General features: G+C 64.0%; 23 protein-coding genes and 1 pseudogene. 7 read left to right on the plus strand and 17 right to left on the minus strand.

What is annotated here, in order from left to right:
• Window positions 1-11 precede the first annotated feature (11 nt).
• From ACVWVY_RS00735 to ACVWVY_RS00745, 3 genes and pseudogenes are all read right to left on the minus strand, one after another.
• Window positions 12-1,073, minus strand: coding sequence for a nickel/cobalt transporter (locus tag ACVWVY_RS00735; protein ID WP_456632056.1), 1,062 nt, complete (start codon window positions 1,071-1,073; stop codon window positions 12-14).
• A gap of 62 nt (window positions 1,074-1,135) precedes the next feature.
• Complete coding sequence (locus ACVWVY_RS00740; protein ID WP_456632057.1) at window positions 1,136-1,771, minus strand: DUF1007 family protein; 636 nt, start codon at window positions 1,769-1,771, stop codon at window positions 1,136-1,138.
• A gap of 143 nt (window positions 1,772-1,914) precedes the next feature.
• A pseudogene (locus ACVWVY_RS00745) lies at window positions 1,915-4,006 on the minus strand (M3 family metallopeptidase).
• A 129-nt stretch (window positions 4,007-4,135) separates the two neighbouring features.
• Between ACVWVY_RS00745 and ACVWVY_RS00750 the strand changes: the two are divergent.
• The 7 genes from ACVWVY_RS00750 (at window position 4,136) to ACVWVY_RS00780 (ending at window position 9,541) form a co-directional block, all read left to right on the plus strand.
• A complete protein-coding gene (locus tag ACVWVY_RS00750; protein ID WP_108521008.1) occupies window positions 4,136-4,396 on the plus strand; it encodes a hypothetical protein in 261 nt (86 codons plus the stop codon).
• Window positions 4,397-5,045: 649 nt separating this feature from the next.
• Window positions 5,046-6,188, plus strand: coding sequence for a type III PLP-dependent enzyme (locus tag ACVWVY_RS00755; protein WP_456624604.1), 1,143 nt, complete (start codon window positions 5,046-5,048; stop codon window positions 6,186-6,188).
• A gap of 120 nt (window positions 6,189-6,308) precedes the next feature.
• Window positions 6,309-6,908, plus strand: a complete 600-nt coding sequence (locus ACVWVY_RS00760) for a GNAT family N-acetyltransferase (RefSeq protein WP_456624605.1) — start codon at window positions 6,309-6,311, stop codon at window positions 6,906-6,908.
• Between the two features lie 4 nt (window positions 6,909-6,912).
• Entirely contained in the window at window positions 6,913-7,083 is a 171-nt protein-coding gene (locus tag ACVWVY_RS00765) for a hypothetical protein (RefSeq protein WP_456624606.1), read from the plus strand.
• Between the two features lie 85 nt (window positions 7,084-7,168).
• The gene (locus tag ACVWVY_RS00770; protein ID WP_456624607.1) at window positions 7,169-7,558 is read left to right on the plus strand and encodes a RidA family protein; all 390 of its coding nucleotides are present in this window, start codon (window positions 7,169-7,171) and stop codon (window positions 7,556-7,558) included.
• A gap of 42 nt (window positions 7,559-7,600) precedes the next feature.
• Complete coding sequence (locus ACVWVY_RS00775; protein ID WP_456624608.1) at window positions 7,601-9,043, plus strand: homospermidine synthase; 1,443 nt, start codon at window positions 7,601-7,603, stop codon at window positions 9,041-9,043.
• Window positions 9,044-9,319: 276 nt separating this feature from the next.
• A complete protein-coding gene (locus tag ACVWVY_RS00780) occupies window positions 9,320-9,541 on the plus strand; it encodes a hypothetical protein (protein WP_456624609.1) in 222 nt (73 codons plus the stop codon).
• Window positions 9,542-9,563: 22 nt separating this feature from the next.
• On the opposite strand, the gene ACVWVY_RS00785 is transcribed toward ACVWVY_RS00780, so the two are convergent.
• The 14 genes from ACVWVY_RS00785 to ACVWVY_RS00850 form a co-directional block, all read right to left on the minus strand.
• Window positions 9,564-10,304 carry an acetoacetate decarboxylase gene (locus ACVWVY_RS00785; RefSeq protein WP_456624610.1) on the minus strand — a complete coding sequence of 247 codons (741 nt, stop codon included), beginning with the start codon at window positions 10,302-10,304 and terminating at the stop codon, window positions 9,564-9,566.
• A 121-nt stretch (window positions 10,305-10,425) separates the two neighbouring features.
• Complete coding sequence (locus ACVWVY_RS00790) at window positions 10,426-11,163, minus strand: ABC transporter ATP-binding protein (RefSeq protein WP_456624611.1); 738 nt, start codon at window positions 11,161-11,163, stop codon at window positions 10,426-10,428.
• Complete coding sequence (locus ACVWVY_RS00795) at window positions 11,153-11,890, minus strand: ABC transporter ATP-binding protein (RefSeq protein WP_456624612.1); 738 nt, start codon at window positions 11,888-11,890, stop codon at window positions 11,153-11,155. The genes ACVWVY_RS00790 and ACVWVY_RS00795 overlap by 11 nt, the downstream gene beginning before the upstream one ends.
• The gene (locus ACVWVY_RS00800) at window positions 11,887-12,852 is read right to left on the minus strand and encodes a branched-chain amino acid ABC transporter permease (RefSeq protein WP_456624613.1); all 966 of its coding nucleotides are present in this window, start codon (window positions 12,850-12,852) and stop codon (window positions 11,887-11,889) included. The genes ACVWVY_RS00795 and ACVWVY_RS00800 overlap by 4 nt, the downstream gene beginning before the upstream one ends.
• Window positions 12,849-13,715 carry a branched-chain amino acid ABC transporter permease gene (locus tag ACVWVY_RS00805; protein ID WP_456632058.1) on the minus strand — a complete coding sequence of 289 codons (867 nt, stop codon included), beginning with the start codon at window positions 13,713-13,715 and terminating at the stop codon, window positions 12,849-12,851. The genes ACVWVY_RS00800 and ACVWVY_RS00805 overlap by 4 nt, the downstream gene beginning before the upstream one ends.
• 56 nt (window positions 13,716-13,771) lie before the next feature.
• Entirely contained in the window at window positions 13,772-15,016 is a 1,245-nt protein-coding gene (locus ACVWVY_RS00810; RefSeq protein WP_456624614.1) for an amino acid ABC transporter substrate-binding protein, read from the minus strand.
• A gap of 90 nt (window positions 15,017-15,106) precedes the next feature.
• Entirely contained in the window at window positions 15,107-16,048 is a 942-nt protein-coding gene (locus ACVWVY_RS00815; protein WP_456624615.1) for a dioxygenase family protein, read from the minus strand.
• 231 nt (window positions 16,049-16,279) lie between these two features.
• The gene (locus tag ACVWVY_RS00820) at window positions 16,280-16,657 is read right to left on the minus strand and encodes a hypothetical protein (protein ID WP_456624616.1); all 378 of its coding nucleotides are present in this window, start codon (window positions 16,655-16,657) and stop codon (window positions 16,280-16,282) included.
• A 55-nt stretch (window positions 16,658-16,712) separates the two neighbouring features.
• Window positions 16,713-17,429: an MgtC/SapB family protein gene (locus tag ACVWVY_RS00825; protein ID WP_456624617.1), complete on the minus strand. Its 717-nt coding sequence runs from the start codon at window positions 17,427-17,429 to the stop codon at window positions 16,713-16,715.
• 33 nt (window positions 17,430-17,462) lie between these two features.
• Complete coding sequence (locus ACVWVY_RS00830) at window positions 17,463-18,479, minus strand: WD40 repeat domain-containing protein (RefSeq protein ID WP_456624618.1); 1,017 nt, start codon at window positions 18,477-18,479, stop codon at window positions 17,463-17,465.
• Window positions 18,479-19,537 (minus strand): CobW family GTP-binding protein, encoded by a 1,059-nt coding sequence (locus ACVWVY_RS00835; protein WP_456624619.1) that lies wholly within the window; start codon window positions 19,535-19,537, stop codon window positions 18,479-18,481. Before ACVWVY_RS00835 ends, ACVWVY_RS00830 begins: the two co-directional genes overlap by 1 nt.
• Before the next feature lie 107 nt (window positions 19,538-19,644).
• The gene (locus ACVWVY_RS00840; RefSeq protein WP_456624620.1) at window positions 19,645-20,514 is read right to left on the minus strand and encodes a metal ABC transporter solute-binding protein, Zn/Mn family; all 870 of its coding nucleotides are present in this window, start codon (window positions 20,512-20,514) and stop codon (window positions 19,645-19,647) included.
• A 2-nt stretch (window positions 20,515-20,516) separates the two neighbouring features.
• Complete coding sequence (locus ACVWVY_RS00845; protein ID WP_456624621.1) at window positions 20,517-21,386, minus strand: metal ABC transporter permease; 870 nt, start codon at window positions 21,384-21,386, stop codon at window positions 20,517-20,519.
• Window positions 21,386-22,144 carry a metal ABC transporter ATP-binding protein gene (locus ACVWVY_RS00850; RefSeq protein WP_456624622.1) on the minus strand — a complete coding sequence of 253 codons (759 nt, stop codon included), beginning with the start codon at window positions 22,142-22,144 and terminating at the stop codon, window positions 21,386-21,388. The genes ACVWVY_RS00845 and ACVWVY_RS00850 overlap by 1 nt, the downstream gene beginning before the upstream one ends.
• Window position 22,145: the final 1 nt, after the last annotated feature.

Consider the following 22,145-nt stretch of genomic DNA (forward strand, 5'->3'; position numbering starts at 1 on the left):
GTGGCTGGCGATCAGAGACACGTCGCGCGTTCGGCGGCGAGATAGCCGAACAACAGACCGAGGCCGAACAGCAGCACGAGCCCGGCCGCACCGAATTCGATGCCGCGCATGATGAGCGTGCCGCCGCCCTCGCTTCCTGCGCTGACCCGCCGGGCGAGCCCCTTGGCGGACACGGCAACGACGGCAATGGTCGCGACCGTGATCGCGGTCCCTAACCCCATCACGAAGGTCGCGGCGATGCCGGCCCAGAACAGCCCCTGCGCCAGCGAAAACACCAGCACCAGGATCGCGCCCGAACAGGGCCGCATGCCGACGGCGAAGATCGCGCCGAGGCCGCGCTGCCAGCCGCCGGGACCGGCCAGTTGATCCGGCGTCGGCCCGTGCGAATGGCCGCAATGCTCGTCATGAACATGGTCGTCGCCGTGAGCATGATCATGGTGGTGATGACCATGGTCATGTCCTTGATCACGGCCATGATCGTGACCGTGGTGGTGATGACCGTGGTCATGTCCGTGATCGTGGGGGCCATGATCATGATGATGGTGCGCCGCCGCCATCGCCGGCGCCGGCTTCGCCTGCAACGCGCGCATGAAACCGCCACCCTTGGTCCAGACCAGCCGGGCGCCGAAGGCCGCGATCAGGCCATAGCTTGCGATCTCGATTGCTTTCTCCGCGGAGCACATCGTCTTGGCGGTGGAGGAGAGCAGCCAGGCGAGGACCGCAACCAGCGCGACCGCCACCAGCGCCTGCAGCAGGGCCGAGGCGAACGACAGTGCGATGCCGCGCCGCGCGGTTTCCTCGTTGGCGACGAGATAGGACGAGATCACCGCCTTGCCGTGGCCGGGGCCGGCGGCGTGAAAGATGCCGTAGGCAAAGGAAATCCCAAGCAGCGTCCAGACCGCGCTGCCATCCGACTTCGCCGCGCGTATGGTCGCCGACATCTCGCGATAGAATTCGGATTGCTTGGCGAGGATCCATCCGATGATGCCGCCGACCTGCGGCTCGGCCGGCGGGCGCGGCCCGCCGAACGGATTCTGCGCCATCAACGCGTGCACGGTCGCGTCGAACACCATGACGGCCGCAAGCGCGGCAAGCGTGACCGTTATGCCTTGCGCAAGGCGTGCCGGCGCCCGCCTCACGGGCAGTCAACCATGATCTTGTTGGCGTACATCGCGCCATAGTTGGAATTGTCGCCGTTCATGAAATTCTGTTCGTTGAGGCGTTGTGCATTGGCAGTGCCGTCAGTCGGCCGCTGGAACTGCATCTTGCAGGCGGCAGGCGCGCCGTTGAGCTTGATCGGGTCCTTGTCGTCGAACTTGAAGTCGATGAAGTAGGATGGGTCGAAGACTTCAAGCGCGGTCTGCTTCGCCTTGAACGGCGTCTTGACCGGCAGGGTGAAATGCAGCGTCAGCTCATTGTCCTTGTATTCGAGGAAGTAATCGACCGGCTCGACAAACTTCTCCTTCTTGCCGTCGGCCTTGGCGAAGGTGAAGAAGTTGAACTCCTTCAGCGATTCGACATTGGTCTGCGCCAGCGGCGCCAGCTCTTCGCGGGTGTAGACTCCCTTGGTCTTGGCCGCGAGACCCTGAAGCGCGTAGGTCGTGAACATCTCGTCAAAGGTCCAGGCGTGGCGGACGCCGGTGATCGAGCCGTCGGGGGCGTAGACCACCTCGCTCTTTGCGGTGATCCAGACATGCGGATGCGCTTCGGCGCGCGAGGCGCCGAGCGACCACGCGACGATCAAGCCCACCAATCCGAACAGCACGCGCAGCACGTCGTCCCTGCGAACGCAGGGACCCGTACGCCGCGCGGTTTCTTTCTGGTAATGTGGCAAAGGCCTTCCCTCACGACGAACGACGGGGGTTATGGGTCCCTGCTTTCGCAGGGACGACGCGTGGAGGCTGTGTCGGCTGATCAAGCGGCCTCCGGCGTTTCGAGCAGGCCCCGACGCCGCAACAGCGCGTCCGCCTCCGGCTCGCGGCCACGGAACGCGACATAGGCATCCTCGGGCTCGCGCGAGCCGCCCGACGAATAGATGTCGTCATGCAGTCGCCTGGCGGTGGCGGGATCGAAGATGTCGCCGGCTTCCTCGAACGCGCCGAACGCGTCGGCATCCATCACTTCCGACCACATGTAGCTGTAATATCCGGACGCATAATGATCGCCGGAGAAGATGTGGCCGAACTGCGTGGGCCGGTGCCGCAGCGCGATTTCCGCGGGCATCCCGATCTTTTCCAGCTCGGCCTTCTCGAACGCCGAGACGTCGCGGCTGGCCTCGGCCGGCTGGGTGTGGAATTCAAGGTCGATCAGCGCCGAGGAGACGAACTCCACGGTGGCAAAGCCCTGGTTGAACTTGCGGGCGGCGAGGAAGCGGGCCAGCAGGTCGTCCGGCAGCGGCTCGCCGGTCTGGTAATGCTTTGCGAACTGCCGCAGCACCTGCGGCTGCTCCTGCCAGTGCTCGTAGAGCTGCGAGGGCAGTTCGACGAAGTCGGTGAAGACAGACGTGCCGGACAACGAGGGGTAGGTCACGTTGGACAGCATGCCGTGCAGGCCATGGCCGAACTCGTGGAACAGGGTCCGGGCGTCGTCCGGCGACAGCAGCGACGGCTCGCCATTGGCGCCCCTGGCAAAGTTGCAGACGTTGATGACCAGCGGGGCGATCTCGCCGTCGAGCTTCTGCTGGTCGCGCAGCGAGGTCATCCAGGCGCCGGAGCGCTTCGAAGGCCTGGCGAAGTAATCTCCATAGAACAGCGCCTTGTGCTTGCCATCGGCATCCCTGACCTCCCAGACCCGGACGTCCGGGTGCCAGACCGGGATGTCTTTCCGCTCCGAGAAGGTGATCCCGAACAGGCGGGTGGCGCAGTCGAAGGCGGCATCGATCATGTGGTCGAGGACGAGATAGGGCTTGATCGCGGCGTCGTCGAAATTGGCGCGGCGCTGGCGGAGGATCTCGGCGTAGTAGCGCCAGTCCCACGGGGACAGGGTGAAGTTGCCGCCCTCCTCCGCGATCAGCGCCTGCAGGGCGTCGCGGTCGGCCAGCGCCCGTGCCCGGGCCGGCTTCCAGACCCGCTCCAGCAGGCTGCGCACGGCCTCCGGCGTCTTGGCCATGGAATCCTCCAGCCGGTAGGCGGCGTAGGTCGCAAAGCCCATGATCTTGGCGGCCTCCTCGCGGAGCTCAAGGATCTCCACGATGGTGGCGTTGTTGTCGTTGGCGTTGCCATTGTCGCCGCGCGCGGTAAAGGCCTTGAAGACCTTCTCGCGCAGGTCGCGGCGGGAGGAGCTCTTCAGGAACGGCTCCACGGACGAGCGCGACAACGTCACGATCGCCTTGCCTTCCATGCCCCGCGCTTCCGCATCCGCCCTGGCCGCGGGCGACGAAGGCCTCGGGAAGGCCGGCGCGATCGTCCTCGCCGAGCTCCATGAACCAGTCCTGCTCGTCGCCGAGCAGATGGTGGCTGAACGAGGTGCCGAGCTGGGCCAGCCGCTCGTTGATCTCGGCCCGGCGCTTCTTGGCAACCTCGTCGAGGCCGGCGCCGGCGCGGTAGAAATTGGTGTAGGTGCGCTCCAGGAGCCGCATCTGCTCACCGGTCAGGCCGAGCGTGGGGCGCTTCTCGTGCAGCATCGCGATGCGGCCGAACAGCACCGCGTTCATCATGATCGGGTTCCAGTGCCGCGCCATCCGCAAGGAGACTTCCTTGTCGATCTCGAGGATCGCCGGATTGGAGTGCGCCGAGACCAGGTCGTAGAACACGGCTGCGACCTTGGAGAGCAGCTTGCCGGAGCGCTCCAGCGCCGTGATGGTGTTGGCGAAGTCCGGCAGGGTGGGATCATGGCTGATCGCCGCGATCTCGGCGGCATGGTCGGCAAAGGCCTGCTCGAAGGCGGGCAGGAAGTGCGCCGGCTCGATCTCGGCAAAAGGCGGCGTCTCGAACGGCGTCTGCCACGGCTTGAGCAGCGGATTTGCTCCAGCTTCCGGAGCAGCCGCCGTCTGCAGGGTTTCTGACATCATAAATCCCGCCTTTTCCTTGAAAACATGCGGCAATCTATATCACGCGATGAGGCATTTTTGGGCCTTTTGCGCTTGATAGATGGGCCCTTTTCGGAGAGATTGCGCCCCTTGAACAGGACCTTTTCCATGAGCCCACAGCCCGCTTCCACCTCCTCCCGCGCGATCGTCTGGCCGAGCGTCATCACCGTCATCTCGGCGGCGATCCTGATCGGCGCCGAAGTGTTCGGCGCGGCGTTTGCCGGCGGCTGGGCGCTCGCGATCCTGTTCGGGCTCGACGACACCGCCGCGCACATCCTCCAGGCGGTGCTGTTCGGGATCGGCGTGCTGATCATGGTGGCGTTCATCCGCGCCGCGCAACGCATCGAGCCGTTCTTCAAGCGCGCCTGACGCGCGCGTTCAAGAAAGCGCTGCGGCACAGGCGCTGAAGCGCTCACGCATCTCCCAGGAATCTTAACGTCCATTCATATTCGTCGTCACCGGCGCGCGCTGAGAACCAATTTGTAAGCACGCATGGGGAAATTTGTCCCCAGCCTAAAAAAATTGTTGCGAAGCAGAATCAAAAGTCTTATTTCCAGCCTTGCCCAATTTCGCACGTGCCTGTGGTCGTGTGTCAGTCGGTAGGTATCCGGACAAGAGGCCGGACAGCCGCCAAGGGATGAAGAACCGAGGGTCGCTCCATAAGCGGCCAGCATCTCTCTCAAGAGATGCCGTTGAAGGTCTCTGCATCCTTTGCAACCGTGACTGGCAGCCGGAGGCGAACCGGCGCACCCCGCTCTCAACGGGGGACGCGACTTAAAGCAACGACGGATCGGGCTTTTTTGGTCTCTACCGGCATTCCAACGCCGGCGCGGGCTACTGAAAAGGCTTGTCCTTCATTGCCAGGTGTGCGGGCGGGAAATTCCCAACCAATCCACGGCAGCACAATTCGGTCTGAGTTCAAGGCCTTGTCGCGTCTCCATCGTGCGGCAACGCCAGCAAACTCATGTCCGAGATCACATTTGAACGGGTCCCGTCGCTGGGCCGTTTGGAGGGTGCTATGACCGAACGTATTCAGGAATTCCTGCGCAACCGCCGCAGCGAGGGCCAGGACACCGAGCCGTGCCTCGTGGTCGACCTCGAAGTCGTGCGCGACAACTACCAGACCTTCGCGAAGGCCCTGCCGGACAGCCGCGTGTTCTACGCGGTGAAGGCGAACCCTTCGCCGGAAGTGCTGCAGCTCTTGGCCTCCATGGGCTCGTGCTTCGACACGGCGACCGTTGCCGAGATCGAAATGGCGCTGTCCGCTGGAGCGACGCCGGACCGCATCTCCTATGGCAATACGATCAAGAAGGAGCGCGACATCGCGCGTGCCTTCGCGCTCGGCATTCGCCTGTTCGCGGTCGACTGCGCAGCAGAGGTCGAGAAGATCGCCCGTGCCGCCCCCGGCGCCAAGGTGTTCTGCCGCATCCTCTATGACTGCGCAGGCGCCGAGTGGCCGCTGTCGCGCAAGTTCGGTTGCGATCCGGAGATGGCGGTCGAGGTGCTCGATCTCGCCAAGCGTCTGGGCCTGGAGCCGTGCGGCATCTCGTTCCATGTCGGCTCGCAGCAGCGCAAGGTGAAGGCGTGGGATCGTGCCCTGTCGATGGCCTCGACGGTGTTTCGTGACTGCGCCGAGCGCGGGATCAACCTGTCCATGGTTAACATGGGCGGCGGCTTCCCGACCAAGTACCTCAAGGACGTTCCTCCGGTCGTGCAGTACGGCCGGTCGATCTTCCGTGCGCTGCGCAAGCATTTCGGCAACCAGATCCCGGAGACCATCATCGAGCCGGGCCGCGGCATGGTCGGAAATGCAGGGATCATCGAGACCGAAGTCGTCCTGATCTCCAGGAAGAGCGACGAGGACGAGGTGCGCTGGGTATATCTCGACATCGGCAAATTCGGCGGTCTCGCCGAGACGATGGACGAGTCGATCCGCTACGCCATCCGCACCCCGCATGACGGTGCGGAGATGACGCCGTGCGTGCTCGCTGGGCCCACCTGCGATAGCGCCGACGTACTGTACGAGAAGATGCCGTATCCGCTTCCGGTGACGCTCGAGATCGGCGACAAGCTGCTGATCGAAGGCACCGGCGCCTATACGTCGACCTACTCGTCGGTGGCGTTCAACGGCATCCCGCCGCTGCGGACCTACCACATCTGATCAGCCTCGTTTGAGGCTTGAATAACGGGAGCCGGTGCGCCGGCTCCCTCCCCTTCCTATGCGAATTCAAGACAACGCTTTGCGCGGCAGCTTGCCGTTGCGAGCGGGGACTGACGTGCCATGACTGCTTTGCGGAAGACCACTGCTGCCCTCATCTCCGATGCCGCTCCGTTCGCGATCCGTGCGGAGCGAGCCTCGGACGTCGCTGCGCGCGAGGCGCTGCTGGATGCCTGCTTTGGCGACAACCGCCATACGCGCACCTGCCAGCGCCTGCGCGACGGACGCGCGCCCGCCGAAGGCCTTGCCTTGTCGGCCGTGCGCCAGGGCCGCCTGGTCGGATCCGTGCGGTTGTGGCACGTCAGCGCCGGGGGCATCCCGGCGCTCATGCTCGGCCCGCTGGCGGTGGAGGCATCCTCCCGCCAGCTCGGCGTCGGGGCTGCGCTGATGGACCACGCGCTCGCGGCGGCGAAGGCGCGTGGCCATCGCGCGGTAATCCTGCTGGGCGACGCGCCCTATTACGCCCGCTTCGGCTTCTCGGCCGCCAAGACCGCGGAGTTGACGCTGCCGGGCACCTTCGAGCGCGACCGGCTGCTCGGCCTCGAACTCCGCGAAGGCGCGCTCGACGGCACCTGGGGGATGATCGCTCCGACCGGCAGGCCGCTGCCTGAACCGAGGGCAAGCCGCGTCAGGAAGGCACTGCTCGTGCCGCGCGTGGCTTGATGCCATGCCGGAGAGCCTTCCCGCACCGTATGACGGTACGCGTTCGCGCGTCCGCAGCGCGATCACGACGGTCCTGCTGATCATGATATCGGTCATGATCGTCAGGGACATCTTCGTACGTCGCTGGGGCGCGGCCACGCCCCCAGCATCCGACCTGACCCGGCAATCCCGGTAAACCCGCCAGGGGTTGCGCGCGTCGGGGAAAAGCCCTTAAACCGCGCCAATCCCGCTCCCCGATCAAGCCTGGACCGAGGTTCCTGATGCCCCGCCGCCTGATTTCCACCGGCTCGCCCCTTGAGAAGACTGTCGGCTACAGCCGCGCCGTCATTGACGGCGACTTCGCCTTCGTCGCCGGTACCACCGGCTATGACTACGCCACCATGACGATGCCACCGGATGTCACGAGCCAGTCACGGAACTGCTTCAGGACCATCGAGGCCGCCCTGAAAGAGGGCGGCTTCGCGATGGCCGATATTGTCCGCGCGACCTACTACGTCACCGACGCCAAGGACGTGGATGCCCACTTCGCCGTCTGTGGCGAAGTCCTCGGCGACATTCGCCCCGCGGCGACGCTGCTGATCGTCGTTGGTCTCGCAAGACCCGAGATGAAGGTCGAGATCGAAGTCACCGCAAAGCGCCGCACCGCCTGATCCCACATTCACGACAGACCGCATTTTTCCGGAGACCCGCTCATGAGCCCCGCCTCGCAGATCTACGCCAAGATTACCGGCCCCATCGTCATGGTCGGCTTCGGCTCCATCGGCAAAGGCACGTTGCCACTGATCGAGCGGCACCTCGACTATGACAAGTCGCGCGTCACCGTGATCGATCCCAAGGACGAGGGCCGCAAGGCGCATTGCGAGAAGCACAATGTACGCTTCATCCAGAAGGGCGTGACCAGGGACAATTATCGCGAGTTGCTGACCCCGCTGCTCACGGAGGGCGGCGGCCAGGGCTTTTGCGTCAATCTCTCGGTCGATACCGGCTCGACCGACATCATGGAACTCTGCAACGAGCTTGGTGCTCTCTATATCGACACCGTCAACGAGCCGTGGCTCGGCTTCTATTTCGATTCCTCGAAGGGCCCGGAAGCGCGCTCCAACTACGCCCTTCGCGAAGCGACGCTGGCCGCCAAGAAGGCGCGCCCCGCGGGCTCGACGACGGCCGTCTCCTGCTGCGGCGCCAATCCGGGCATGGTCTCGTTTTTCGTCAAGCAGGCGCTGCTAAATGTCGCCGCGGATCTGAAGCTCAATGCCCCCAAGCCGAAGACCAAGGCCGAATGGGCGGACCTGATGCGGCAGGCTGGGATCAAAGGCATCCACATCGCCGAACGCGACACCCAGCGCTCCAAGTCGCCGAAAGAACCTGATGTCTTCGTCAACACCTGGTCGGTGGAAGGTTTCCTGTCGGAAGGCGTACAGCCGTCCGAACTCGGTTGGGGCACCCATGAAAAATGGATGCCCGAGAATGCGCGTACCCACGAAGCCGGCTGCGGCGCCGCCATCTATCTGATGCAGCCCGGCGCCAACACGCGCGTACGCACCTGGTGCCCGACCCGCGGCGCGCAGTATGGCTTCCTCGTCACCCACAACGAGTCGATCTCGATCGCCGACTACTTCACGGTGCGTGACCCATCTGGCAAGGCGATCTATCGGCCGACCTGCCATTATGCCTATCATCCGGCTGACGATGCCGTGCTGTCGCTGCATGAAATGTTCGGCCGCGCGGCGAAGATGCAGGAAAAGCACCACATCCTCGATGAGAACGAAATCGTCGACGGCATCGACGAACTCGGCGTGCTGCTGTTCGGCCATGACAACAACGCCTACTGGTACGGCTCGCAGCTCTCCATCGAAGAGACCCGCAAACTCGCGCCTTATCAGAACGCCACCGGCCTGCAAGTGACCTCCGCCGTGCTCGGCGGCATGGTGTGGGCGCTGGAAAACCCGAACGAAGGCATCGTCGAAGCCGACGAGATGGATTTCGATCGTCTGCTGGAAATCCAGATGCCGTATCTCGGCCCGGTGAAAGGCTTTTACACCGACTGGACGCCGCTCACCGACCGGCCGGGACTGTTCCCGGAGGACATCGACACGTCGGACCCCTGGCAGTTCAGGAACGTTCTGGTGCGGTAGCCGTGCGGCACCGGCGCAAGCCCAAGATGCGCTGCGCCGGCCATTGTCGAAATCGAGTTAAGGCCGGCTGCGTGAGGCGGCAGGCGAGTCCCGGCGGTTGCCGCTGCAGGGCACAGCCTGCCCCTGGATTCCGGGCGTAGAACTACCCACGGGAACCCGCCCCCGTCGTAACACTCGATTAATTCAATCGCGCGACCCTGAGGGGTAACTTTTGCGACGGCTCACGGCCGTCGCCGCAGCGTTTTGAGCGAGGGGCTCCCGGTTGGAGCGACCAACATGCGCGTCATTATTGCCATCATCCTGACGGCCGCGGCGCTGGCCGCGTGCACGCCTGAGAGCAACAATGACGTCACGGGCTCGGTCGACAACTGTGCCCGCAAGCTCTACAGCCAGTACAATCCCAAGGACAAGAAACAGTGCGTCGCGGTGTGCATCGCCTGCGAGCGCGGCGTGACCACCACCTGCTCCACCGCCTGCACGCTGAGGGGGGCGCAGTGATCACGGGTAAAAATCCCGCGCGTCACTTCGCCAGATAATCGAACGCCACCGTCCCCAGGCCCAACGTCAGGTCCGCCTTGAAATGCAGCGCGGAGACCACCTCGCGAACCGGCAGCCGCGCCACGTCGCAAAGCGCATGCGGGAAAAGGCCGAGCGCCGCAGGGCCGGTCCATGCCTCCTTCAGCGTGATGTCTTCCAGATAATAGCGCACCAGTTCGCAGATCCGATGGCTGCCGTCGACATGCGGAATGATCTTGAGCATGAAGTTCGGCGCCTTCATCGCTTTCAGCACCGCGTCGTGATCGACCGGGCGGTGCTTGTAGCCCATGGTGGCGGAAGCGCACAGCACCGAGCCGTAGTGCAAGGTGCCGACCAGCACGTCGCTCTCGACGACGATTTTCGGTGAAGCCAGTTTCTTGGGAAAGCCCCAGAGCTCCCGCCCGCCGGCGATCGGCCCCTCGTCGTCCAGATACATCGAATGAACGTAGACGCCCTCCTCGCCCTTGAAGCGGACCGGGATCACCTGGCCGGTCTCGGTGTAGTCACCGAAGCCGGTTGAATCAGGCATGCGGATGAATTCGTATTTTACGACCGGCTCAGCCACTTCGAGCGGCTCGGGTACGACAGCGGCAAGCGCATCGGGGTCGGTGCGATAGGTGATGATGAAATATTCACGGTTGAAGAAACGATACGGCCCCGGCGGGAACGACGGGTTGGTGAGCGGCATCGAATAGGCGGTTCGCCTGACGTCATCGATCTTCATCGCCTGCCTCATCTGTCATCTACACTGACGCGATGAGAGATTATGGGGCAGCCGATGGCAACAGGCGAGGCTGTAAAATCGGCAGAACGGCCCAGACACCGTCACGATGCCGTTATATCCGTCAGGCGACGCCGCCGAGATAAAGCCGCTTGACGATATCGTTGGCCTTCAACTCGTCGACCGACTGTGCCGCCACTGCGATCTCGCCATGGACGATGATGTAGCCGCGGTCGGCGATCCGGATCGCCTGGTTGAAATTCTGCTCGGCCATCAAGACCGTCAGTCCCACGCGCTGCTTGAGTTCGCCGATCTTGGCGATGGTCTGCGACACCAATAGCGGTGACAGGCCGACCGACGGCTCGTCGATCAGCAGCAGCCGCGGCGAGGACATCAGCGCCCGCGCAATCGCGAGCATCTGCTGCTGTCCGCCGGACATGGTGCCCGCGAGCTGGTTGCGGCGCTCCTTCAGCGCGGGAAACGTCTCATAGGCCAGCGCCAGATTGCGATCGATGGCGCTGCGCGCGACCTTGCGGAATGCACCGAGCATCAGGTTTTCCGCCACCGTCAGCTTGGGAAACAGCCGCCGCCCCTCCGGCACCAGCGCCACGCCGAGATCGACAATCGCCTCAGGCGAGAGCCTTGTAAGGTCGTGCACCTCGCCGTCGATCGTCAGAGACAGCCGGCCGCGGTCCGGCCGGACCAGACCCATGATGCACTTCATCAGCGTGCTCTTGCCGTTGCCGTTGGTGCCGAGCAAGGCGACGGTCTCGCCAGCCTCGACATGCAGCGTCACGCCGCGCAGCGCCTTGACGGCGCCGTAGCCGGCATCGAGACCCTCGATGGCAAGGCTAAGTGCCAAGATAGGCCTCCTGCACCCGCTTGTTGGCCATCACCTCGGCCGGCGCGCCGATCGCGATGATTTTTCCCGCGTCCAGGCACATCACCCGCTCCGAAAAGCGCATCACCGCCTGCATGATGTGCTCGATCATGATGATGGTGATGTCCTCCTCACCGAGACTGATCAGAAGATCCAGCACCTCGTCGACTTCGGACGAGGAAAGTCCCGCCATGGCCTCGTCGGAAATCAAGAGTTTCGGCCGCACTGCCAGCGCACGCGCGAGCTCCATCTTGCGCAATTCCACCTGGCTCAGCGTATCGGTCGGCGCGCCGGCCTTCGAGGCAAGGCCCATCCGCGTCAGGATCGACATCGCGACGTCTTCCTCCGGCAGGCTCGAACCGACGGAGGCGAAGTCGAGCCCGACCATGAGGTTTTCGAGCACCGTCATGCTCTTGAAGGGGCGCGGAATCTGGAAGCTGCGGGCGATGCCGCGGCGCGCGCGCTGATGCGGCGGCAATTGGGTGATGTCCTCGCCGCAGAAAATCACGCTGCCGACCTGCGGACGCAGCGCGCCGGATATACAGTTGATCAACGTGGTCTTGCCCGAGCCGTTCGGCCCGATCAGGCCGAACCGTTCGCCTTGTTTTATATCCACGCTGATACTGTCGAGCGCGGTGAACCCGCCGAAGGTCTTGGTGAGGGTTCCGACTTGCAGCAGGGGTGCGTCCGGCGCTGATATCACCGTCATGGCTTGCCTCCCGCGCGCAGACGGTAGCGCGGCCGCAGCAGCCCGATGATGCCCTTGGGCGCGCCGACCACGAACAGCACCAGCATGATGCCGAGCACCAGCACGTTGACTTCCGATGAGATGGTCACGGCGAGGAGCTGTTGCGTCGAGCCGAGCAGGATGGCGCCGAGCACCGGGCCGATCCAGTGGGCGGTTCCGCCGATCAGCGCCATCGCCAGCGCCGACACCGAGTAGCTCAAATTGAATGCCGAGGAGGGATCGGCATACTGCAGGTACATGGCAGCGGGCGCCCCGGCGGCCGAGATCAACGCGCCCGATATCATGCAGGCGACCAGTTTCAGCTTCAGGGTCGGTACACCCGTGCATTCGGCGGCAAGTTCGTCGTCCCTCAGCGCTTGCAGGCCGCGACCGATCCGGGAGTTCTGGATGTAGCGCGAGATCGAAACAGCAATGACTACTAGCACTGCCTGCACGAAGAACAGCATTTTCACGTAACTGTCGAACGGCGCCGTCACCGGTGGCCGCTGCAACTGGATGCCGGCTGCGCCGCCGACGAACCGCCAGTTCATCACGAAGGTCTCGATGATGATCGCAAGCGCGATGGTCGCAATCGAGAAGAAGATGCCGCGCATCCGCAGGGTCAGCAGGCCGACGCCAAAGCCGAGCAGCATGCCGATCACAGCGGCGGCGGCGATCTGTACCACGAGCGGCGCCCCCGTCGCCTTGAACAGGGCGACCGCCGTGTAGACGCCGACGCCGAAGAAGGCGTTGGTGCCGAAATTGACGTATCCGGCATAGCCGCCCAGGATGCTCCAGGCGACCGCGAGCGCGATGAACTGCAGGATGACGTAGCCGGCGAAGAACGGATATTCGTTGCGGACGATTTGCGTCATCGACAGCACGGCGGCGAGGAAGATGACGACACCGGCCCAGAATACGATGCTGTTGCGATGCTTCATCATCGGCCAAGCAGACCTTGCGGCCGGACGGCGAGCACGCCGAGTAGCATCGCGAACGAGATCGCCGGCGCCCAGGAAGCGCCGAACATCGTCAGCACGATCGATTCGGCGACACCGAGGATGATGGCCGCGATCAGCGTTCCGCTGATGCTGCCGAGCCCGGCCATGACGACGACGCAGAAGGTCCGCCCGATATAGGCGCGGTCGAGCGTCGGCTCCACGGGAGCGACGATGATCAGCAGCGCGCCGGCGATCCCGAGCACGGCGGTGGCGATGCCGAAGGCAAACTGCTTGATGCGGACCGGATTGGCGCCCATCAGCCGCAGCGCCTCCTCATCCTGCGCAACGGCGCGGATCGCGCGGCCCATGAAGGTTTTCGACAGATACACCGAGAGCAGCACCGTCAGCGCCAGCGCCACCGCGAACGCGACGAGTTGCCGGATCGGGATCCGAAACTCGCCGAACCGCCAGGACTTACCGATATAGGTCGCCGTGACCGAGCGCTGGTCGACGCCGAATTGCATGATGATCAGCACCTCGATGATGAAGGCGATGCCGAAGAAAAACGCAATGCCGCGCACGCCAGCATCGCTGCCGCGCCGCTCGAAGGTCTCATAATAAACGCGGTAGGCGAGCAGGCCGAACAGGAAAAACAGCGGCGTGATCGCGAGCCCCGCCAGCAACGGGTCGATGTCGTAGCTTTCGTTGAGCTGAAACACACCGTAGGAGGCGAGCACCAGAAACGCCGGATGCGCGACATGGGGAACGTCGAGCAATCCGAACGAAACGGACAGCCCGACGCTGACGGCGGCATAGAAGCAGCCGAGCAGCACCCCAAGCACGACAGCACCTAGCAGCAGGTCCATCGAAAACAATTCAGATCCCCCTTGGCCCGTTCAGGACCGGAAAAACGGCCGCTAGCCTATTTGCGGGCAGCCTCGAAGGGACTGATGAGATTTCCAGTCTTCAGTTTATCCGGGAACAGGATCACCTGCTTGCCGGAGGAGCGGAACTGTTCGATGTCCTTGTCCTTCACGCTCCGGAACTGGGCCTGTAGCGTCGCCGTTTCCTTGCGTTCGCCATCCGCCGAAAACGCGATCGGCCCGACGATGGTCTTGTGCTCATTCTCGCGCAGATATTTGGCGATGCCTTTCTGGTCGAGCGACTTGGTAGAATTGACCGCCGCCTCGATCATCTGTCCCATCGCATAGCCAAACGGCGCCAGATAATAGCCGAGCGGATCGACCTTGGCCTCGATGGCGCGCTTGGTGTAGGTGTCGAAAAACGCCTTGGTGCCGTCGAAATACATGCTCGATTCCGGCAGCCAGGTATTGTAGTTCACGACACCATTGAGCAGCGAGCCCAGATTGGACATCACGGCCGCGAACTGCAGACCGACCATGCCGCCGCCGAAAATCTTGACATCGTCGCCGATGCCGATCTCGTTCACGGCGCGCAAAATGCCGGCCGAGTCGGGCGGATAAGACGCGACATAAACGATGTCGGGCTTGGCGGCCTTGAGCGCGCGGATGATGGAAGCGAATTCCACCGTGTTCGGCGGATAGGACTGGTCGAACACAATGGGGAGGCCTCGCTGCTTGGCAACATCCCGCGCGGTCAGGGCGAGGTTCTGGGCGAACTCCTGGTCCGCCGCAAGCAGCGCCATGCTCTTGCCTCCCGCCTTTTGACCGAGATCGAGGAACGAGGATGCCCAGCTATCCGCCGGGCCCCACGGTGCATTGTTGAACCACATATCGTGGCCGACCTTGCTGTTTACCTGGAACGAGAAATTCCCCATCAGCAGCATGCCGCGCTGCTTGACGAACGGCATGAGCGGCGCGGTGGGCACAGTCGCGTAGGGCGCGAACAGCAGGTCGACCTTGTCGACGTCGACCAGCTTGGCGTAGATCGCCGGCGTCTCCGATGCACTCGACTTGTCGTCATAGACGATGAGTTCAACCTTGCGGCCGAGCAGGCCACCCTTGGCGTTGACGTCGTCGCGCCAGACCTCGATGCCGAGCTGCGAAGCCTTGCCACCACCCGCGAGGCCGCCGGTCTGTGCCATCGACATGCCGATCTTGATCGGCGGCTGCTGTGCGAGTGCGCTTGAGCCCCGCCCAGCCACCGCCACCGCCATCGCACCGCCGAGAAATGTCCTGCGTTTCATTGAGTCCCCCTTATTTTGTCATTGCTGTCAGTCATTTCGGCTCCGCCGGATCTCTGCCCGGTCGCGGCGAATGGTCAGGTCTGGCCGAGACTATTTGGCTCCGACCGGCGCGGATTCGTTTCTGGCTGATTTTTTCATGATCGCCGACGGATCGGCGCCGACGCGCCCGCTGGTCTTGTCGGCCTCGCTTTCGCGCGCAAGGCGCATGTCGAAGCGGATGCTGGGCATCCCCTTGATCGGGCAGTCCGGATCATTTGCCGCCACGTCGACGGCGAGATCGCCCGACGAACCGAATACGACGTCGTCGGCCAGGTGGGGATCGTCGCGCAGATAGAGCGCGGTGACCAACTCGCGATAGCCTGCTGCACCGACCAGGAAGTGAATATGCGCCGGCCGCATGCCATGCCGCGCCTGCGCCTTCACCATCGTGCCGACAGGCCCGTCCATGGGAATCGAATATCCGAGCGGCTTGACGGTCCGCAGCACATAGTGTCCATCGGCGTCGGTTGCGAACACGCCGCGATAATCGACCGATGTCGCGCTGGCCTGAATGTCGTAGAGACCGTCGGCGCCGGTCTGCCAGATCGAGACGGTGGCGTTGGCGACCGGCTTGCCGGTGGCATCGGTGACGCGGCCATAAAGAGCGCATTCGCTGCCCGGCTGCGGGTTTTTGGCGATCGAACTGCCGGCGGCCAGCGTCGGCGTGGCCTCGCGGTAGAATGGGCCGAGCAGGCTGGTGTTGGTGGCTTCCTCGAGGGCGGTGGCGTCGTGCAGGCCGTTGACGAGCGCCGAAAGGCCGAGCGTGTCGGACAGCAGGATGAATTCCTGCCGCTCCGGCGAGCACATCTTGCCGGCGGCGGTCATGAATTCGATGCCCTTGATCCATTCCGCCGGGGTCAGATTGACCTCGCGGGCGAACGCATGGAGGTGCTTGACCGCCGACGCCATGATCGTCTTCAGGCGCGGGTCGGGCGTTGTCGCCATCTGGTCGAGCACGGCATCCGTGATCGTTTCAGGCGTTAACTCACGCATGCGTCACTCCCTGAGCTGCCGGCCGTTATTCGACCTGCCGGCTGTTATTGCAGCAAGCCTAACCGCTTGTTGGGGATCAACACAAGGCGTTCGGAGGCGACGCCAACGCCCCCTCCTACGAATTGATACGAGGCTATGGGGGCACTTGGTTGCACAATGATGCGTCAGCGCGCACCGCGGTTCGGCGGCCCACGATATTGCGATTGCTCATTCAGGGCCGCGGAAGTGGGATCACCTCTCGCGGATCGGCGGCGCGACCTTCTCTGCCGGCGCCGGCGGCAGCGCGGGCTGAGCGCCCGCCTTCTGCGCGTCCGGATCAGGCCGGGCCGGTTGCGGCGGAATGTCTGACGGCCTCTGGCCGGTCGTGCCCGGCTCGGCCGGCGCGGTTGGCTTCGTTTCCGCGCCCGGCGTCGATTGCGTAGGCTGCGTCGCCTGCGCGATCTGCAGGGGATCGCGGGCGGTAAGCACGGTCAGTGCCAGCGCCGAAACGGCCAGCCCGGCCGCGATCAGCAGGGACGCGAGCAGCATTTCGCGTCGGTATTCGCGTTGGCGGTCTTGGGCAGGCATGTCGTTCAACCCCACGAAATTGTTCACGACATCAACGAACATGGCGGAGCCTGGTTCCGCGGAACGCCTGCGGTGGAACTGCGCTAACCACGCGGAACTAATCCGTCGTGCTCACCTCCCAGGTGGCATGCCTCACGCCGGGTTGATGCTGCAGGTCGACCACAACGGGATTGAGTTCGTTGGGATTGACCGCGGTACTGACCAGCGTCGCCACGATCTCCAGGAGATCGTCGCCGAGTTCGACCACGTTGACATCGGCCACCGGGTAGTTGGCGGCTTCCAGCCTCTCGACCAGGCGGTCGCGCATGTCGGGCAGCGCTTCAGGGGTGACCGCGAGCTTGAAATAATAGGTTGCTTCCGACGACTGCTCGTTCAGCGGAATACGGTTAATCGCGTTCACGAGGGGACGCAGCAACGTATTGCCGGCGATCACGAAGACGGTGAGCGCCACCGCCTGCGCGATCATGTCGGCGCCGGCGCAGGATCCGACCGCAGCCGACGCCCACAGCGTCGCCGCGGTGTTGAGGCCGCGCACGTCCATGCCCTGCTTCATGATGACGCCGGCGCCGAGGAAGCCGATCCCCGACACGACATAGGCGACCACGCGCACCGCACCGTCAGCACCGGTCAGGTGCATGGCGAGGTCGACGAAGGCCGCCGCGCCAACGGCGACGAGCACGTTGGTGCGCAAGCCCGCGGTGCGCTGCCTATATTGCCGCTCCGCACCGATCAAGGTGCCGAGTACAAACGCGGCGGTCAGGCTGACCAGCGTGTCGATGAAATCGTGAATCTGGAAGGTGGTCAGAAACCGCATGGCCCCACATAACGGCTGAATACGACAGATCGATTAAAATTCCAGCATCCCGGCGTCGCCGTCCTCCGTGCCAAAGGCCAGCAGCGTGCCCCTGGCGTTCCAGGCCAGCGCCGAGACCGGCTCGCTGCCATTGCGGCGCACCAGAATTTCCGCGCCGTCCTCGAGCCGCACGATCAGCACGGTGCCATCGCTATAGCCTGTCGCCATGATGTCCTGCTTCGGGTGACAGGCGACCATGGAGACGCGCGCCTGCAGCGGCGCCAGCATCGCCGGCTCCTTGCCCATCGGGCCGTCCTTGCTGGTGAACGGCCAGATGATCACGGTGTCGGCGCCCGAAGTGGCGAGCCCCTTGCCGCCCACGCTCCACGACATCGAACGGACACGGCCGGGATAGCCGCTCATCCGCATGTGCCTGTTATCGGCAAGCCGCCAGCCGTGCAGCGCCGGCTCGTGCATCGCGGTGACCAGGAATTTGTTGTCGGGGCTGAAGATCACGCCGAGATGCGAGCCGGCCCATTCCAGAAATTCCGGCTTCGCCGCCATGTTTGGAAACCACAGCGTCACGCCATTGTAATGGGCAACCGCCACCCGCAAGCCCTTGGGCGCGAAGGCGAGCCCGCCGACGGTCGACGGCGCATCAAAAGTCTTCTCGTCGCCCTTGCTACTGCGGACGAACGCGGTCTTGCCGGCCGACCACGCCACTGTACCCTCGGGATGCAGCGCGATGTTATCGATCCAGCGCCGTTTTGCGTCGGTCGCGAGCACCGCTACCTCGCCCTTGGCGTCGAGCGCGACGACCTTGCCGTCATCGCCGCCGGTGACGATACGCTTGCCGTCGGAGGCCACGCACAGCACGGCGCCGCCGTGAATGGCGACTTTCGAAACTTCGCTCGCTTCGTTCACCATGACAGCGTTTTCCTCGGCGCCGACGAACACCGCGGTATCGCCAAGGAAATGGATCGAGGTCACGGGCATGCCGACCGGCACCGTCCGCACCTTGTCGGTGAGGGAAGCAATGGAGGGCGCGTCGCCCGGATCAAACTCTTTCATCACGTGACGATACAGCTTTCAAAACCGTCGCGGATAATCTGCTCCGGCAATTCACGGCCGATGAAGACGACGCGGCTTTCGCGGCGTTCGCCTTCCTTCCACTTCCTCTGATGATCGCCTTCCAGCATCATGTGCACGCCCTGGAATACGTAGCGGTCGTCGTCGTCGCTGAAGGCGAGGATGCCCTTCGAGCGCAAAATCTTCTGACCCTCGGTGGCGACGAGGTTTTGCAGCCACGGCATGAATAGGGTGGGGTCGAGCGGCTTGTCCGACCGCAGCGACAGCGATTGCATGTCCTCGTCGTGATAGTGCTTCAGCCCGCCATGGCTGTGGCCGTGATCGTGGTGATGGTCATGGCCGTGATGATGATCGTGGTCATGGTGATGATCGTGACCGTCGCCGGCGTCGAGGAATTCCGGCTCGATCTCGAGGATCCGATCCAGATCGAACGCGCCGCGCTCCAGCACGTCCGAGAGAGCGACCTTGCAACGCTCGGTGCGGTGCAGTTTTGCGTAAGGGTTGATGCCGCGGATCCGGGCCTCGACCTCGGCCAGCTCCGGCTTGGAAACGAGGTCGGTCTTGTTCAGCACGATGACGTCGGCGAACGCGATCTGGTTCTTGGCTTCCGGCGCATCCTTCAGGCGGTCGCTCAGCCATTTGGCGTCGGCGACCGTCACCACCGCATCGAGCCGGGCGTTCTTCTGCACGTCCTCATCGACGAAGAAGGTCTGCGCCACCGGGGCCGGGTCCGCCAATCCCGTCGTCTCGACGATGATGGCGTCGAACTTGCCCTTGCGCTTCATCAGGCCGTCGAGAATGCGGACGAGGTCGCCGCGCACGGTGCAGCAGACGCAGCCATTGTTCATCTCGAACACTTCCTCGTCGGCGCCGATGATGAGGTCGTTGTCGATGCCGATCTCGCCGAATTCGTTGACGATGACGGCGTATTTCTTGCCGTGGTTTTCCGACAGGATGCGGTTGAGCAGCGTGGTCTTGCCGGCGCCGAGATAGCCCGTCAGCACGGTCACTGGAATTTTTTGAGACGAAAGATCAGACATAATAACTCCGGCATCACCTTAGCTGAGCATGATCTTATCGGAAAACCGGTACCCACTTTTCCGGATCATGCTGTATGGCCGCGCGAGCAAGCAGGGAGGCCCCTGCCCTATGGGCTCAGCGCGCTGGTCAGGGCCTTTATATTGTGCCTGACCATTGCAATGTAAGTGGGAGAATCGCCCTTTTCGGCCGTCAGGCTGTCCGAATAGAGCGTTCCGCCGACCCTGGCGCCGGTCTCGGCCGAGATCCGGCCCATCAGGCGGGGATCGCTGATATTTTCCAGAAACACGGCCGGTATTTTAGCCGCCCTGACCTGGGTGATGATTCCTGCGATATCGCGGGCGCTAGCCTCGGACTCGGTCGAGACGCGGAGCGGCGCGATGAATTCGACGCCATAGGCGGCGGCGAAATAGCCGAAGGCATTGTGGGTTGAGATCACCTTGCGGCGGTTTTCCGGAATTTTCGCGATCGCCTCGCGCACCTCACGTTCCAGCGCGTCGAGCTCAACCAGATAGGCCCCCGCCCTGGATTTGAAGGCCTCGGCATCCGCAGGCGCCGCCGCTGACAGCGCATCGCTGACATTGGCGACATAGATCTTCGCGTTCGCAACCGATTGCCAGGCGTGCGGATCGGCCTCCGAGCCGAGCTTGAGCGGCGCGATGCCAGTTGTAACGGTCACGACAGCAGCCTTGCCGCCGGCGGATTTTACCAGCCGCGGCAGCCAGCCCTCAAAGCCGAGACCGTTGACGAAGACGAGCTTCGCATCCGCCACTTTTTTTGCATCCGCAGGCGTCGGCAGATAGACATGGGCATCGCTATTGGGGCCGACCAACGTGGTGACATTGACGCGATCGCCACCGACATTGCGGACGAAATCGCCGAGGATCGAGAAGCTGGCGACGACGTTGAGGCGCTCCGCGGCGCGGGCCGGACCAACAACCGCGATCAAAGTGAGAGCGATCAGCCAAACCCGGATCATGGCTACGCCTCGAGGTGACGGCCGGGGAACATCTGCCGCACCAATCCGCTGACGGGGCCGAACAACAGCGAGGCCACATAGAGCACTGCCGCGACCAGGATGATCGCCGGCCCCGAAGGAATCTTGGTCTGGAACGACAGCACCAGCCCGGCATAGCCCGAGACAATGGCGCTTGCGACCGCGATGCAGATCATGCCGGTGATGTCGGGCGACCAGAACCGCGCGATGCCGGCGGGCAGGATCATCAGGCCGACACCGAGCAGCGTGCCGAGCGCGTGAAAACCGTTGACGAGGTTGATCACGACCAGCGCCAGGAAGGCCAGGTGCGCGGGCGCCCCGGCGCGAGAGACGGTGCGCAGGAACACCGGATCGACGCATTCGATCACCAGCGGCCGGTAGATCACGGCCATCACCAGCAGCGTGATGGTGGCGTTGAAGGCGATGACGAGCAGCGTCTGGTCGTCCATCGCCAGGATGTTGCCGAACAGCACGTGCAAGAGATCGATATTGGTGCCCTTGACGGAAACGATGGTGACGCCGAGCGCCAGCGACACCAGATAGAAGGTCGCAAGCGAGGCGTCTTCCTTCAGCTCCGTGTGGCGCGCGACAAGGCCTGCAAGCAGCGCGACTGTAAAGCCTGCGAGCAGCCCGCCCGTCGTCATCGCGAACAGATTGAGCCCGGAGACTAGGAAGCCGATCGCCGCCCCCGGCAGGATCGCGTGCGCCATGGCGTCGCCGACGAGGCTCATCCGCCGCAGCATCAGGAACACGCCGATGGGTGCTGCGCCAAGCGCGAGCGCGATCACGGCGGCGAGCGCGCGGCGCATGAACTCGAATTCGGTGAAGGGCGCGATCAGCGCGTCGTACAGCATCAGGCGGCCTGCGACGGCATGGCGTCCACGGCGCAGGCGGCCGCCGTCTCGTCGAACGCCTCGCACATCCGTCGCGCCTCGGCGAGGTTTTCGGGCGTGAGCACTTGCGCGGTCAAGCCCCACGCCACCGGCCCGCGCGCGAGCAGCAGCGTTTCCGGAAAATGCGCGCGCACCAGGTCCATGTCGTGCAGCGCCGCCAGCACTGTGCGCCCCTCGCCGTGCCAGCGCTGCACCAGCGCCAGCAGGTCGGTCGAGGTTTTGGCGTCGATGGCGTTGAACGGCTCGTCGAGCACGATCAGCCGCGCGTCCTGCAGCAGCACGCGTGCGAACAACATGCGCTGCATCTGGCCGCCGGACAGCGTGCCGATCGAGCGGTTTTCGAACCCGTTGAGGCCGACGGCGGCGAGCGCCTGCGTGATCTTCTCGCGCGCCTGTTTGCCCATGCCGCCGAAAAAGCCGGTCGACCGCCACAGGCCGGTGCCGACCAGATCGAACACCGAGATCGGAAAAGTCCGGTCGATGTCGACGCTCTGCGGCAGATAGGCGATGTCCCTGACATCGAGGCCGCCGAGGTCGATCGACCCCGAAAGCGGCTTCAAAATGCCGGCGAGCCCGCGAAACAATGTCGACTTGCCGGCGCCGTTCGGCCCGACCACCGCCAGCAGCGCGCCTTGCGCAACCTCGCCATTGAGATGATGCACCGCCGGATGGCGGTCGTAGCCCAGCGTGACGTCGCGGAATTTGAGCTGCGCGGCCATG

The sequence above is a fragment of the Bradyrhizobium sp. URHC0002 genome (assembly GCF_054059515.1).